Origin of the sequence: Bifidobacterium sp. UTBIF-68, from assembly GCF_006408855.1 — a bacterium.
Taxonomy (GTDB): domain Bacteria; phylum Actinomycetota; class Actinomycetes; order Actinomycetales; family Bifidobacteriaceae; genus Bifidobacterium; species Bifidobacterium reuteri.
This window is the reverse complement of sequence record NZ_JFAN01000043.1, coordinates 21,275-35,995: the sequence shown is the minus strand read 5'-3', so window position 1 is coordinate 35,995 and position 14,721 is coordinate 21,275. Positions and strand designations below refer to the sequence as shown.

The following is a 14,721-nucleotide window of genomic DNA, read 5'->3' as shown; positions in this document are numbered from 1 at the left end:
CGCAAACCTCGCAATTCCTTGGTTTGGCGTCTTGATTCGAATGCCTGACTGACCTGGGCGACTGCGGAAACAGTCAGCGCAGTCGTCTGCTTTCGGGCTTCCTGAACTTTCTCGCGCTCGAACTGTTCCATCCGCTGCCGATGATCGTAGCTTTCCCACAAATTTACCGCAGTGTTAAAATCCGAAGCCCGACCGCACATCAGCATCTGCAGCATGTACGCACTGGCTTCAGCATTGCGGCATGTGATGGGGAATCGTAGTAAATCCGTCTGCATAGATTTACGGATTTCCTCAATGGAACGCTCATCTGCAGCGATGGCAGGATAGAGCGCACTGACGACGTTTTCGATGTTGGATTGATACACCTGACGCTGCCTGAAACCAAGTATGAGCAGGATGAGTCCAATCAGGCATGCTACTAGGGCGATGATGGGAGCAGTGCGATCCCACGATGAGGATGCCAGAGCGAATAACAGAGACCCAGCACAGAACAGGCCAGAGAGCAGGAAGCAGCCCAATCCGGCATAGTATTCGGTGTTGTTGCGCTTCATCACGTCGTAAGCGGATTGAATGCCATGCTCAAGGTCGCTAATCTGTACGAATTTCTCATTCAAAGGTTGGAGTAATTCAATAAGCTCAGCCGCCGATAGCTGACCCAATGTCAGCGTACGTGGACCCGCATGTGCGGCAGAGGACGCGGAAGCGGAATCCCGATGCGGTGTGTCACTCTTCATCTGAAATCGGGCATTCGGCTCCAAGTCAGGGCAGGATTCAGGTCTAAGATTATATTCAGTTTCAGGATCAACACATTTTGTGCCACATCGTATGCAGAATGCGGCATCATCAGGCAATTGCTTCCCACAACGACGACAGAACATCACCTATAGACCTCACGTCTCCGCGTAGCAACAGCAGTTCTCATTACGATCCGTTGCCCTCCCCTGTCCCCATGATACTGTTATCGACCATGCGCGGCATCCCCTATATCTGCTAGGAATCATGCGCTCATACTATGCTGTCATTCCTGCAGTCGGTAGATATCTACTGGTTATAGAAAAACTGGCAGCGATGATGAATAGAGTACGATCCTCAAATCATCAATATGGAACGTGCAATTCCCGGATACTGCAGGTTCTTTGTGTCCCCTAGGACGTTGTGTTGCAGGTCAAACAGGTGTTGGTTGCGATTGGTGCAGGTGGTTTATACATAGTTACACCCCTTAACGTACCTGTAAGTGAGCACAATCCACCTGCGCGGGCTATCTGAAGGACACAAAATGCCTGCGGAAGAAAGGGACTCCACGCATTAAAGCCTTGTCAGTTACGGATATGACCTGATTCCACGCGCGAATGTGGATAACCCGGAAAGCTGGAACCACACCACATACCTTGATCTGGCTCGACAAGCCGTGTCAACACCGTTTAGCTTCAAGTCGGAGCACACTACCAGGACGCATGACGAAGAAGTTTATGCAAGTAGCGTCCGGAGAGACGATGATACCCACGCCCCGCGCGTCTTCCATGAATCATCACAAGAGAGGGCGGGGCGTCACATCGTCTCTGCAGATCAGTCGACGAGAACTGGCGACGGGGGAGACGTCGGGCGTCGGTTCGGCTCCGGCAACGGCCGGGGTGGGCAACACACCATCCAAGCCGGGCACAACGCCCGATTCGGTTATAACGTCTGAACCGTGCACATCAGCCGAATCGGACAGCGCGACCGACGTATCAGGCGAGCCGGTGTCCGCCTCAGCGACGGCTGCAGGCTGCTCGGCGTGACGGTCGCGCATGATCTCAAGGGCATGCGCCAGATCAGCCGGGTAATGGGATTCGACGGTGGTCCATACATGGGTGCGCGGATGCCGGAACTCGAGTTTCATGGCGTGCAGCCACTGACGATCGAGACCGAGCGCTTCGGAGAGCACGGGATTGGCACCATACATCGGGTCGCCGCACAGAGGATGCCCGATTGAGGAGAAATGCACGCGAATCTGATGGGTGCGACCGGTCTCAAGATTCACGGAGACGAGCGTAGCCTCATGGCCGAACCGTTCCAACACATCCCAGTGGGTCACGGCCGGTTTGCCGGCGGGCGTGACACAGAATCGGAAATCCGACACCTTGGCTCGGCCGATCGGCGCCTCGATAGTGGCCTTGTTCTGCTTCAAAGACCCCTGCACCAAGGCATGATAGGTCTTCTTCACCTCATGCTCGGCGAACTGGCGGCGCATTTCCGTATAGGCCAGATCGGACTTGCACACAAGCATCAGCCCGGACGTGCCCACATCCAGACGGGACACAATGCCTTCGCGTCCTGCCGCGCCAAGCGAAGTGATATGCACACCGCGATCGCGCAATGAGCCCAGCACCGTGGGCCCAGTCCAGCCGATGGAAGCATGGGCTGCCACACCCACCGGCTTGTCGACCACTACGATGTCGTCGTCTTCGTACACCACGGCCATGTCGTTGGCGATGGGCTCGGGTTCCTGGTGTTCTTCCGCCAGATCGAATTCGACGGTCTCCCCCGCCGTCAAGGTGCTGGATCGCGCCATGTCGCGGCCGAGCACACGCGCCTGGCCGGAATCAATCAGGTCGGCGGCTTTGGACCGTGATATGCCGAGCATCTTGGCCACGGCGATATCGAATCGTTTGCCGATAAGAGCGTCGGGAGCAGGAATCATACGATTCATTACTCGGCGTCCACCTTTGCTCCATTGGATTCGGCGTTGTTGGCGTGAGCTTCATCCGCATCTGCGGTGGAGAACGGCTCGTTGAGCAGAATCAGCACCACGATGGCCACACCTGCCGCAACGAGATAGATGTCCGCCACGTTCCCGACTGACCATCCATAGTTCAGGAAATCCACGACCTTGCCATTGAGGAACCCATCCGCATACATCACACGGTCGATGAGGTTGCCGAACGCGCCGGCGAAGGCAAGGGACAAGGACACGGTCCATTTCAGTGACACTGAACGTACACCGAAATACAGCAACGCGCACGAAGCCACGATAGCCAGCAATGAGATAATCCACGTGACGTTTGCCCCCATACCGAGTGAGGCACCAGGATTGCGCACCAATGTCAGCGACAACAGACCCGGTATCACACGGATGGTCTGACCGCTGGATAATGCCGCCAATGCCCATGCTTTGGTCAGCTGATCGACAATCAACGCGGCTGCCGATACACATGCAAAGACGGCCACGCGCATGCGCAGCCGTCCCTGTTGGTTCGTCATATGACTATACCCTGCCTACGACTCAGTTGGCCTTGGATGAGGTCTGGTCTTCGTAGTTGTTCGACTCGGAGACCTGGGCGGCGAGCTGGCCGAGGAACTCGGTCAGACGTGCACGGTACTCGGTCTCGAACTGCTTGAGGCTCTGGATGTTGCCCTCGATGACCTTGGACTGGTGCTGCAGGTTGTCGCGAACCTGCTGCGCATACGTATCCGCGGCGGAACGGGTCTGCTTGTCGTACTCGGATGCGCGACGCTGCACCTCGGCCTCATACTCATCGGCATCGGTGTGCTGGGTCTTGGAGTAGTTGTCGGCGTCCTGACGAGTCTTCTCGGAGTAGGCGTCAGCATCGGAACGCGTGTTCTTGGAGTAGACGTCGGCATCGGAATGCACACGGTCGCGGTAGGCGTCTGCTTCGGAACGGGTGCGATCGGAATACGTGTTGGCCTTGGTGACCAGATCGTTGTACTTGGCCTGGCTGGCTTCGGTGATTTCCTTGGCCTTGGTCTTGCCTTTCTCCACGTACTGATCGTGCAGCTGCATGGCCAGAGTCAGCATTGCAGTGGCGCGCTCGGGCTCGCTGCCCGGCAGGGATGCGGCACCGGCGATCTTCTGGAGGGAGCCGGTTTCCGTGCTCGGCTCAACCTTGGAAACCTGCGAACGCAGCTGGTTCTCACGCTGCTTGGCCTCTTCGAGCTGACGGGACAGTTCCTGAATCTGGGCAGCCTGCTGCTGCGCCACGCCGCCCTGCTGCTGGGCTTCGGCCAGCTTGCGGGACAGTTCCTCGTTGGCGGCGCGGAACTGGTCGCGTTCCTTCTGGATGGCGGCGATCTGCTGGCCGACGGCTTCTTGGTTGCCGGAAGCCTGAGCCGCCTGAGCGGTAAGCTGATCGATCTGGGCGTTCAGCTGGTCAACCTGACCCTTGAGCTGATCGTTCTGTGCCGCGAGAGCACGATTCGATTCCTCTGCCTCGCTGAGCTTCGCCGCAGCCAGCTGAGTGGCCTTCTCGCCCTCTGCAGAAGCCTGAGGACCCTGGGTGGCATTCTTCAGCTGCGCATTCTCAGCCTGCAGCTGCTGCACCTGACCGGTCAGCTCGGAAATCTTGGCATTCAGTTTGGTTACATCGGGGCCCAGAGCCTGAGTGGCCTGTCCGCCGGCCACTGCCTGACGGCCAAGAGCCTCAACGGTCTCCGTGACCTGATCGAGGAAGTCGTCAACCTCGTCGACATCGTAGCCTTCCTTGAATCGCACGGTCTGGAAGGTATGCTCCCTAATATCCTTCGGCGTCAACAGAGCCATAAATATTGCACCTCGCTTTGGGGCTTTGCCCTCGCTTACGTTGGTATCAAGTACTGATGCTATCACGACCCCAGCGATTCATGGGGCTCAGCGACGATTTTCTAGGTGCGACATGCCGTATCGGCCTCAATAAAACTGCATATACAACTCATAAACGCCATATACACCTTGCATCATGGCCTAAAAGACCATGTATACGACGCTCTCCAGTATCACCAGCGCGAAGTAGAGGACGAGAAAACTCATATCCAAGCTGATTGCGCCCAGCGGCAGTGGTCTGATGTATTGGCGAAGCCAGCGCAGTGGCGGCTCAGTGATGGTGTACACGAGATTGATGAGCTGTGCGACGATGCCTCGCGGATACCAATTGCGGGCCAGTATGGCCACCCAGTCCAGGATCATGCGGATGAACAGCACCGTGATATACGCGTTGATCAGCCAGCCCAGGATGCGGCCGATCAGGGCAAAAGTAAAGGACAACATGAGGCAAGGCTAGCAAGACCGAGTGAAAAGTTTGCTGGGAGCTCAATGGGGATATCATGCACAGTGGCCGGCTCCCGTTGAGGAGTCGGCCACTTGAAGAAGACTGCAGGAGCGGTTAATTGACCTGCTTGTCAATCCGGATTCCAATCGATCAGTACGACCGAACAGATCAATCAGAGAACAAATCCCGTGCAGAGGCCGGATTGGCCGGCTCCTCCACCTTGATGTTGACCTGTGCCGGACTAAGCAGGAACACTCGAGGAGTGACGCGTTCGAGCGAACCGCGTACACCGAACACCACGCCAGCGGAAAAATCGACAATGCGGTACGCCACGGCTTCGGATACGCCGGTAAGGTTCAACACCACCGGCACCCCGTCCCGCAGTGCTCGTCCGACCAGTTGTGCATCCTCATAGGACTTGGGGTGAATCGTAGTGATTCGATTCACCCTTCCGCTGCCTTGGAAAGGCGTGGTCTTCGATGAAGGCTGACTTGCCGTGGGTGCCGCTTGGGTCATTGGCGTCACCGTATGGTCGGAATCGAACGTCGGCTTCGGCTGAGGCTTCTGCTCTTCCTCCTCGACGAAATCGTCATCGTCATCGGCAACGTCGCTCATGCCCAGATAGGACATCGCATTCTTCATGAACCCAGCCATGGATCAGTCCTTTCAGCGCAGGAAGTCCGGGATGTCGAGGTCACCCGCAGGATCGTTCAGGGAGATGGTCGGATGCTCCGAGGTCGGATCATCAAAAGGCAGCGAAGCGGAGTCGCCGGTGGCAGGCGCGAACGCCGGCCGTGTGGTCTGCTGGGCGGATGCCGCCTGCTGGGCAGGAGTCTGCGAAGCAGCCGAAGCGGGCGCAGGACGGGTGGATTGGGCCGGCACCACCGGAGCCACAGCCGGCTGATCGGCGTCGTCCTGAGTGGAAACATGATCGAATCCTGCGGCGATCACCGTGACGCGCACTTCGTCGCCGTAGGCGTCGTCCAAAGCCAGACCCCAGATGATCTGGGCCTCGGGATGGATGGCCTTGCGCACCAGCTCGGTGGCGGCCGAGGCCTCCTGCAGCTTCAGGTCGGTCGGGCCGGCGATGTTGATCAGCGCGCCATGTGCACCCTCGATGCTCTCCTCAAGAAGCGGCGAGCTGATGGCGATTTCGGCGGCCTGGGTGGCACGGTCTTCGCCCCGCGCCGAACCGATGCCGAACAATGCGGTGCCTGCGCCGCGCAGGATGGAATTCACATCGGAGAAGTCGACATGAATGTAGGAGTTCATGGAAATCAGGTCGGTGATGCCCTGCACGCCGGCGAGCAGTGCGGTGTCGGCGGTCTTGAACGCCTCGATGATGCCGATGGACCGATCGGACAATTCAAGCAGACGATCGTTGGGGATGACGATGAGGGCATCGACTTCCTTGCGAAGATTCTCAATGCCGTAGTCGGCGGACGCGGAACGCTGCGGACCTTCGAAACTGAACGGGCGGGTGACCACCGCGATGGTCAATGCACCTTGCTGATGAGCCGCACGAGCCACAATGGGGCTTGCACCGGTACCGGTGCCGCCGCCCTCACCGCAGGTGACGAACACCATATCGGCGCCCTTGAGGGATTCCTCGATATCGGACTGGTGGTCCTGGGCTGCCTTCGCGCCACGCTCCGGATCGGCACCGGCGCCCAGCCCACGGCTGGACTTGTCGGACAGGGAGATCTTGACATCGGCGTCGGATCGCAACAGATCCTTCGCATCGGTGTTTATCGCTACGAATTCAACGTTCTGCAATCCTTCGGCGATCATACGGTTAACGGCATTGCCGCCGGCTCCGCCTACGCCGACGACCTTGATATTGGTCTTGTCGTTGAACTCAGTCTGGGCGATCTCGCTCACGTTTGGCTCCTGTCACTTCACGGTTACACCCAAGAGTAGCGCACCGACTCTACTCGTGGAGGGAATTCGCACATGGAATAGTGCGTGTTGTGCATTATTTTTTCTGTATCAACAGCCGTTAATAGCTTGCATCCATGGGATCGTCGCCGAAAAGGTTTTCACGCTCCTCATGGGTGGTGGTACGCGATTCCAGCCAGCCATATGGCAGATGAACCTTCTTGGCGAAACGCACTCGGCCTCTCGGCTTGTCCAATACCCGCGGGGGGTATTCGATCGCCGGATCGAGCCGGGAGATCTCCCGATCCACATCGGCGAGGGATTCGCATTCCATAAACGCCTTTCTCGTGAATCCGCCAACCGGGAATCCCTTGAGATACCAGGCGATATGCTTGCGCAGGTCATGCACCGCCATCATTTCGTCGCCGTCATAGAACTGGATCAGCAGTTCGGCATGGCGGTGAATCACCCGGCAGACTTCACCGAGATTCGGATCGATGCGCTCCGGGCTTCCTTGGAAGGCGTTCTTGATATTGGCGAACAGCCATGGCCGACCCTGGCATCCGCGGCCAATGGCCACGCCATCGCAACCGGTTTCACGGACCATTTCCAGAGCGTCCTGCGCGCCCCAGATATCGCCATTGCCGAATACGGGGATATCGAGATGCTCTTTGAGCTCGCCGATGCGCGACCAATCCGAATGCCCGCCATAGTATTCGGCGGTGGTGCGGGCATGCAACGTCACCGCTTTGCATCCCTCTTCCTGAGCGATATGGCCTGCCTGCAGGAAGGTCTCATGCGCATGGTCGATGCCTACTCGAATCTTGGCCGTGACCGGAATTCCGGCAGGTTCGCAGACCGCGACCACACGGGAGATGAGCTCGGTGAAGATATCTGTCTTCCACGGCAGCGCAGAACCTCCTCCCCGTCTGGTGACCTTGGGCACCGGACACCCGAAGTTCAGATCGACATGATCCGCCATGCCTTCATCGACCACGATTTTGGCGGCTTGTTCGGTAATGGAGGGATTCACACCATACAGCTGCAACGAGCGAATCTTCTCGGTGGGTGCGAAATGGCACAGACGCAGCGCCTTGGGGTTGCGGGCCACCAATGCGCGTGCGGTGATCATCTCGGCCACATACAGCCCATCCGGACCGTATTCCTCGCAGATGACACGGAAGGGCCAATTGGTGACGCCAGCCATCGGCGAAAGCACGACCGGCGTGGGCACGGTGATGTTTCCCAGCTGTACCGGTGAGATATGCACCGGAGAATCCGGTCGTGCCGAGGCATCCGTACGCGGGTCGAGGTTGTCGGTCTCGTGACGCTCGGCAAGCACGGTCTCAGGTTCGGAGTCTGCCATGTGGTTCCTCGTACAAACAACAGGGGCTCCCCTTTTTCGAGGGGAGCCGCTATACAATACAGGCCTGGCTCAGTACAGGCCGCCGGCTTCCTGGATGCCGGATGCCGGCCACGGCTCACCGCCCATTTCGACGGGCTTGAGCGGCACACGCGTGCGCTTTTCGCTGATGCGCGCGGCCACATAGTCCGCGACCTTGTCCAGAGAGACGCGCTCCTGGGCCATGGTGTCGCGTTCGCGGATGGTCACGGCGTGGTCCTCGAGGGTATCGAAGTCCACGGTGATGCACAACGGGGTGCCGATCTCATCCTGACGACGGTAGCGACGGCCGATGGCGCCGGACTCATCGTAATCGATCATCCACTCGTTGAAGCGCAGATCGGCGGCCAGGTTCTGGGCCACCTCCTGCAGTTCGGGCTTCTTGGAGAGTGGCAGCACGGCGGCCTTGACCGGAGCCAGACGCGGATCAAGACGCAGCACAGTGCGCTTGTCGACGCCACCCTTGGTGTTCGGAGCCTCATCCACATCGTAGGCGTCCACGAGGAAGCACATGAGGGAGCGGGTCAGGCCGGCGGCCGGCTCGATGACGTACGGGATGTACTTCTCGCCGGTGGCCTGGTTGAAGTAGCTCAGATCCTCGCCGGAGTGCTTGGCATGCGCGGAAAGGTCGAAGTCGGTGCGGTTGGCGACGCCTTCGAGCTCGCCCCAGTCGGAGCCCTGGAAACCGAACTTGTATTCGATGTCCACGGTCCTCTTGGAGTAATGGGCCAGCTTCTCCTTCGGGTGTTCGTAGTGGCGCAGGTTCTCGGGCTTGACGCCGAGATCCAGATACCACTGGGTGCGGGCGTCGATCCAGTACTGATGCCATTCCTCGTCGGTGCCGGGCTTGACGAAGAACTCCATCTCCATCTGCTCGAACTCACGGGTGCGGAAGATGAAGTTGCCGGGCGTGATCTCGTTACGGAAGGACTTGCCCATGTTGGCGATGCCGAACGGCGGCTTGGAGCGTGACGAGGTCATCACGTTCTTGAAGTCCACGAAGATGCCCTGGGCGGTCTCCGGACGCAGGTAGTGCAGCGAGTTCTCGTCCTCGACAGGGCCGAGGTGCGTGCGCAGCATCATGTTGAAGTCGCGCGGTTCGGTCCATTCGCCACGGGTGCCGCAGTTCGGGCAGACGATGTCCTTCATGCCGTTCTCCGGCAGCTTGTCGCCGTGCTTCTCCGCGTAGGACTCCTCGAGTTTGTCAGCGCGGTTGCGCTTGTGGCAGCTGAGGCACTCGACGAGCGGGTCGTTGAACACGCTCACATGACCGGAGGCCACCCACACCTCGGGAGGCAGGATGATGGAGGTGTCGACACCGACCACGTCAGGACGGGTGACGACCATCGAACGCCACCATTCGCGCTTGATATTGTCCTTCAGCGCGACGCCGAGCGGACCGTAATCCCAAGCGGAACGAGTGCCGCCGTAGATCTCGCCGGCGGGGAACACGAAGCCGCGACGCTTCGCGAGGGATACGACTTCATCGAGTTTGGATTGAGCCACAATGCACCTTCTGGTTTGAACGGTTTGGGGACTTGATTACAACCGCTTCAGAATAGCGGCACTCCCCTACAACAGCAGTTTGATGCAGGCAGATCGCCCATCATTCGTCTTGGAGATACTTCCCTACAATCACTTGGTGCAGCCCCTAGAGAGGGGAGCCACATGCCAAGTCGAAAGCATGTCGGTCTTCACCCTGAGGATAGTAGCCGAATCGCACCAATCAGCGGCAGCGGCGGGTCAGAGGCTGCCAGGGCTCGAGTTCGACGGGTTCGGCCTTGGTGAGGTCGAGGGTGGCTTGGTCGAGCATATCCTTGCGGATGATGAGCTCGGTGACGTACTGGTCGAACCATGCATCCGAAGCCACGTAGTAGCCGTCCTTGCCGTTGTCCTTGCCCCAGCTGTTCTCGATCTTCCAACGGTCCGGACGACCGTCGGCATCGAGGTTCACGCCGGTGAAGGTCATGGCGTGATTGCTTGGACTGTCGCCGTATTCGAGGCCGTCGGCCTTGTCGAACGTGAATTCGGTGCCAAAGAGCTGGTCCACGCGCACGGTGTCGCGGTCGAAGACGCCCTCGCCCCTCAAGGCGAACTGCATGCAGTCGCAGGCGAACCAGATGGGATGGCCGGCGCTGAGCTGGTCGATGGCCGCCTTCTTGAACACGTCGAGCGGCACGTTGACGAATTCCATATCGCCCGCCTCGATGACATTCGCCGTGTAGAGGATGCGGTAGCGCTTGCCGAATGGCGTGCGCTTCATCGGGGCGTTGGAGATGGTGACGAAGTCATTGACGTCCACCGGCACGTACTTACGGTAGAACTCGAGCGGGGTGATGCCGGTCTCACGGATCTGCCGGCGCTCATCCTTGCCGGATTCCGGCTTGGCCTTGGTGTCAGCCGCCTTGGCGCCGTCGTTCTTGGCATCATCCTTGTCATCGTCGTCCTTGACCCGGGCCAGGAAGTCGAATGTGGCGGGCGGCTCGCCAAGCGCGATTGCGCAGATGCGGTAGACGGTGGCCATGTCCTTGCGCTTGGTTTCGCGCAGTGTCTCCGTCGACGCGCCAGCCTCATGGCTGCGACGCAGGTCGGCGGCGAATTCGCGCAGCTTGGTGTTGAGGTACTGCTTGAAGGCGTCCGAATCGCGGGAGTTCGCGGATTCCGGATAGGCGGACTTCGGCACGAGGCCGTACTTGTTCACCAGCGCGGCGAACATCTGCCACCAGCCGCCATCGTCGGACGGCCCGTCGTTGATGACCTCGAAGATGCGGGAGTCGGTGGGTTCGTCCAGCGTATCCAGCACATGCTCGAGATAAGTGTTCGACTTCTCGATGGCATCCCAGAAGAACAGGTAGGTCTCGGAGAATTCGAAATCCTCGAGGTTCCAACGGTGCATGAGTTCGTAGCGCAGCGTATTGAGCGAGGCGAACATCCAGCAGCGACCGGAACGTTCCTGATTGGTGATCGACCCCTGCTTGAGCTCGATGGAGAAGTCGCGCGGCAGGCTCCTCAGGCCCCGGTAGTCAGTGGCGGCGGCGAGCACGCCGGTGGAGACTGCGGCGTTGGCGGCCACGAGGTTGGCGCGGTCGGCGTTGAACGCACGCGAATAATCCTTGAGATGTGCGACGTCGACTGCGGCGGCGGACTGGTCGGTCATGGTGTTCCTCCCGAAAACGTACGGCTCATGCAAACGTCTTCATGGTACTCGTCCCTCGCCGGATTCGGTGGGATGTTTCGAGTAAGGACCGGCGGAGTCGGGTCGAGACCTGGCACGCGCCACATTCGGCGGTATGCTACCGTGCCTTGAACAGGCGGAAGAGGCGGGATTCGCGGACGGCGAGCACGGCCAGCGCTGTGGCGACGAGGGCGCCGGAGAGCATGGTCGCAGGAGAACGCGCCGCCGCGAGGAACACCACTGCGGGGTCGGACGGAGAGAGTCGCCAACACAGCGCGGCAAGCAGAGGCAGGGTCACGGCGATGGCGGCCCCGGACGTGATCAGCATCTCGCACAACGCGGTCAGCAGTTGGGCCCCTTTGCGCTGCCCGCAGTGCAGCGCGCCGGCGTATTCGAGTCGGCGGCGGCGCACGGCGGCGATACCGATGACGACACCGACGGCGAGCGCCGCGACGGGCAGCACGCGGGTCATGCGCGTCTCATAGAGGCTGTCGGCGCTGTATCGTCGGTCGTGGCTTTTGTTGAGCTGGGTGACGCCGGGCAGTGTATTGGCGTCAGCCACGCCGGATATAGCGGTCTCGTTGAGCAGCAGGTCGAGCGCTTCGGTCTGCGGCCACTGCTTTGCCCAGCATTCGGCGAATGGCTTGGCGCTGCTGGATACCGGCACGATGAGCGCGTACACGAAGCGGGTGTCGCGCCCGTCGTTGGGCCAGTCGAAGACGCCGGCGACTGGGATATCACCATGATCGGTCTCCAGCAGGCTTCCCTTGGCCCAGCCGAAATCGTGGGCGAGCGCAGTGGAAACCCATATGCCGCTCGCGTCGGCGGCCGGCTGATTCGCGGAGGAGGACGTCTGGCCTGAAGAGGCGGGAAAGGAACTGGATGGTGAGCCATGGCCGGCGTTGGCCGCCGCTGATGCCGATGACACCGATGACAACGCGAGCAGCCGAATCATGCCGGCGGTGACCTCATAGGAGCCGATGCTGCGTCCGGGGGTCGAACGAGGTGTGATCTGCTCGCTCTCGCGCATGGCCCCGGATGCGCTGGGCCCTCCTTGGGCCTCGGTGAGACGGTCGCAGACGGCCCCGTCGATGGCGGAGACAGGGCTGACAATGGTGGTCACGTCGGCGGCGGACTCGATGCGTGCCGCCGCGGTGCTCTCCTGCCCGATGATGGTCAGTGCCTCGAAACCGCCGAACAGCGTGCTGGCCACGGCCAGCGCGAGGAACCAGATGATGGTGCGTGAGGCGCCGGACGTGATATTGCGGACCGCCTCGGAGACGATGGATGACAGTCTCATGGCCGCTCCCCTTCCGGCGCGGAATCGGCCGGCGCAGGATCGGCCGGGGCATAGTCGGCAAGGTCGATGACCTGCTGACAGGCGTCGCGCGTGTCGCGGTCATGAGTAGCGACGACCACAATCATGCCGTGGCCAGCAAGGTTGCCGAGCACATGACTGACGCTATGCGCAGTACGCGTATCCAACTGTGCGGTCGGCTCGTCCACAAGCAGCATGTCGGGCTTCGAGCAGACGGCTCTGGCGAGCATGAGCCGCTGCGCCTCGCCGCCGGAAAGGGCCGCGAACGAACGGTCGGCGGCGTATTCGAGCTCGAACAGGCCCATCGCCTCCAAGGCCTGCGGTTCCGCGTCGGCGCGACGCAACCCCTGTGCGAGCAGTGGGAAGACCACATGATCGAGTGCGGTGCGTTCGGCTACGCCATACGGATTCTGAAACACCCAGCCCACCCGTCGAACGCCGCCGCGGTCCACAGTGCCTGCCCACGGCTTCTCCCAACCCGCGAGTATCGACAGCAGCGTGGATTTGCCGCAGCCGGATGGTCCGCAGATGGCCACGATCCGCCCCGCCTCGAGCGTGAACGACAGGTGTTCGAACAGCACGTCGGTGCCGGGGAACCGGTGCGCGAGACCCTCCCCCACCACCCGCATCGGCGCGGCGGCGGGGGAAATCTCGGCCGTGGATGCCGACTTCGCGGTCGCAGAATTGCCACGCCGCCTTCCACGAATCAGGAACATGTCGCACCTGCAATCGCACTGCCGAGGGAGACGTGGGAGGGCGTTTCGAATTGTGCCGACGCCGCCGCACCACCCGCGGATTCACCTCCGGCCGTCTGCCCATCGGCGGCATCCCCCGTCTGCCGACTCGCCGCAGTCTCCTCATCGCCCAGCTGTATGAGGCTCACGCCGAGGTCCGCACCGATGATGGTCACCGGCATCGTCCTGCCATCGGATGCGATGCATCCGCGGTCCCCTTTGACGCCGAACACGGCGGCGGCCGGCACGCGCAGCACGTCCACGGGCGTGGCGAGCGCCACCGTGGCGTCCACACCCTGACTGAGATCGCCGCCCTGCTGCGCCCACTGGAAATCCCGCGAAGCCGTGACGCGCGCGCAGAATTCGGGGTCGTCGATCACCGTGGCGCCGGCCTTGAGCACACCCTGCTCGCCGAACACGGTGATCGTCTGGTCGGCGGCGTTGGGTGTGCCGTTCTTCACGGTGAGCGAGGTGATGGTACCGGAGATCTCAGCGATCGGCGAGGCGGTGGCTACCATCGTGCCGGTCGCCGCCTGCCATGAGGAGGCCGTGGCTCCGTCCTGCGGCAGCCAGATCACGTCCGCGAGCGGCAACACGCCGTCCGAACGGACGCCGAGATTGCCGAACAGGGCGACGACCGCCCAGTAGGTGAGGCTGGAATACTGGTCGGATTCGGGATTGGCGTTGTAGCCGAGCCGCGTCAGTTCAGCGTTGAGCGCACGCACGTCCTCGCCCATGTCGCCGGGCGCGAGATCGCGGTAGAGCGGGCTCGCGGTGGCAAGCGCCACGATGGGCCGGCCATCGACCTCCAGCGCAGCCGCACCGGAATGCAAGCCCCCGGCGGAATAGTCAGCGGTCACCGTGCCGGAGGTGTTGATGAGCACCTTGCGCGGCGCGGATACCGTGGGAACCACGGTGATCTGCCGTTTCGCGTCGTACTGCTGGGCGGCGACGGGCGCGCTGGTGATCTCGCCGGCGCGGGCCAGCACCGCCGGATGCCGGTCGGGCAGCAGGAACGCGCAGGCTCCCACGCTGATTGCCGCGGTCAGGATGACCGCTAGCAGCAGCCAAGTGACAGAGACGCGCCCACGCCGCCTGCCGCCGCCAAGTCCACTGCCGCCACCGTCGTTTCGGCTCGTTTGTCTCGCCATGATGAAGCCCCTTCCGGTTCGCCGTCCCGCCCGTCGTCTCTG

Annotated in this window: 12 protein-coding genes and 2 pseudogenes; all 14 read right to left on the bottom strand. The window is 61.0% G+C overall.

Annotated elements, in window-relative coordinates; translation table 11 throughout:
• Positions 1-614 (bottom strand): hypothetical protein (locus tag BW14_RS10985; protein ID WP_258186117.1); only part of this gene is annotated, 614 nt, incomplete at its 3' end.
• Between the two features lie 201 nt (positions 615-815).
• Positions 816-878 (bottom strand): annotated as a pseudogene (locus tag BW14_RS12605) (zinc-ribbon domain-containing protein); the annotation flags it as partial.
• 869 nt (positions 879-1,747) lie between these two features.
• Positions 1,748-2,689, bottom strand: a pseudogene (locus BW14_RS10980) (RluA family pseudouridine synthase); the annotation flags it as partial.
• A complete protein-coding gene (locus BW14_RS10975; RefSeq protein ID WP_140490614.1) occupies positions 2,689-3,240 on the bottom strand; it encodes a signal peptidase II in 552 nt (183 codons plus the stop codon). The pseudogene BW14_RS10980 and the gene BW14_RS10975, both read right to left, overlap by 1 nt.
• Positions 3,241-3,262: 22 nt before the next feature.
• Complete coding sequence (locus BW14_RS10970) at positions 3,263-4,537, bottom strand: DivIVA domain-containing protein (protein ID WP_140490612.1); 1,275 nt, start codon at positions 4,535-4,537, stop codon at positions 3,263-3,265.
• A 180-nt stretch (positions 4,538-4,717) separates the two neighbouring features.
• Positions 4,718-5,020 carry a YggT family protein gene (locus BW14_RS10965; protein WP_140463994.1) on the bottom strand — a complete coding sequence of 101 codons (303 nt, stop codon included), beginning with the start codon at positions 5,018-5,020 and terminating at the stop codon, positions 4,718-4,720.
• 169 nt (positions 5,021-5,189) lie between these two features.
• Complete coding sequence (locus BW14_RS10960; RefSeq protein ID WP_044090329.1) at positions 5,190-5,675, bottom strand: cell division protein SepF; 486 nt, start codon at positions 5,673-5,675, stop codon at positions 5,190-5,192.
• A 12-nt stretch (positions 5,676-5,687) separates the two neighbouring features.
• Positions 5,688-6,902, bottom strand: coding sequence for a cell division protein FtsZ (gene ftsZ, locus BW14_RS10955; RefSeq protein WP_140490610.1), 1,215 nt, complete (start codon positions 6,900-6,902; stop codon positions 5,688-5,690).
• Positions 6,903-7,020: 118 nt separating this feature from the next.
• Positions 7,021-8,265: a tRNA dihydrouridine synthase DusB gene (gene dusB, locus BW14_RS10950; protein ID WP_140490608.1), complete on the bottom strand. Its 1,245-nt coding sequence runs from the start codon at positions 8,263-8,265 to the stop codon at positions 7,021-7,023.
• 69 nt (positions 8,266-8,334) lie between these two features.
• The gene (locus BW14_RS10945; protein WP_140490606.1) at positions 8,335-9,807 is read right to left on the bottom strand and encodes a glycine--tRNA ligase; all 1,473 of its coding nucleotides are present in this window, start codon (positions 9,805-9,807) and stop codon (positions 8,335-8,337) included.
• 220 nt (positions 9,808-10,027) lie between these two features.
• Complete coding sequence (locus BW14_RS10940) at positions 10,028-11,458, bottom strand: C1 family peptidase (protein WP_140490604.1); 1,431 nt, start codon at positions 11,456-11,458, stop codon at positions 10,028-10,030.
• 136 nt (positions 11,459-11,594) lie between these two features.
• Complete coding sequence (locus BW14_RS10935; RefSeq protein ID WP_140490602.1) at positions 11,595-12,776, bottom strand: hypothetical protein; 1,182 nt, start codon at positions 12,774-12,776, stop codon at positions 11,595-11,597.
• Entirely contained in the window at positions 12,773-13,423 is a 651-nt protein-coding gene (locus BW14_RS10930; protein WP_140490618.1) for an ABC transporter ATP-binding protein, read from the bottom strand. The genes BW14_RS10935 and BW14_RS10930 overlap by 4 nt, the downstream gene beginning before the upstream one ends.
• Before the next feature lie 77 nt (positions 13,424-13,500).
• Entirely contained in the window at positions 13,501-14,679 is a 1,179-nt protein-coding gene (locus BW14_RS10925) for a peptidoglycan-binding protein (RefSeq protein ID WP_181162378.1), read from the bottom strand.
• Positions 14,680-14,721: the final 42 nt, after the last annotated feature.

What these genes read in the sequence shown, in the direction of transcription:
- BW14_RS10975 (WP_140490614.1), bottom strand. Translation starts at nt 3,240, where the DNA reads ATGACGAACCAACAGGGACGGCTGCGCATGCGCGTGGCCGTCTTTGCA.
- BW14_RS10970 (WP_140490612.1), bottom strand. Translation starts at nt 4,537, where the DNA reads ATGGCTCTGTTGACGCCGAAGGATATTAGGGAGCATACCTTCCAGACC.
- BW14_RS10965 (WP_140463994.1), bottom strand. Translation starts at nt 5,020, where the DNA reads ATGTTGTCCTTTACTTTTGCCCTGATCGGCCGCATCCTGGGCTGGCTG.
- BW14_RS10960 (WP_044090329.1), bottom strand. Translation starts at nt 5,675, where the DNA reads ATGGCTGGGTTCATGAAGAATGCGATGTCCTATCTGGGCATGAGCGAC.
- dusB (WP_140490608.1), bottom strand. Translation starts at nt 8,265, where the DNA reads ATGGCAGACTCCGAACCTGAGACCGTGCTTGCCGAGCGTCACGAGACC.
- BW14_RS10940 (WP_140490604.1), bottom strand. Translation starts at nt 11,458, where the DNA reads ATGACCGACCAGTCCGCCGCCGCAGTCGACGTCGCACATCTCAAGGAT.
- BW14_RS10935 (WP_140490602.1), bottom strand. Translation starts at nt 12,776, where the DNA reads ATGAGACTGTCATCCATCGTCTCCGAGGCGGTCCGCAATATCACGTCC.
- BW14_RS10930 (WP_140490618.1), bottom strand. Translation starts at nt 13,423, where the DNA reads ATGCGGGTGGTGGGGGAGGGTCTCGCGCACCGGTTCCCCGGCACCGAC.
- BW14_RS10925 (WP_181162378.1), bottom strand. Translation starts at nt 14,679, where the DNA reads ATGGCGAGACAAACGAGCCGAAACGACGGTGGCGGCAGTGGACTTGGC.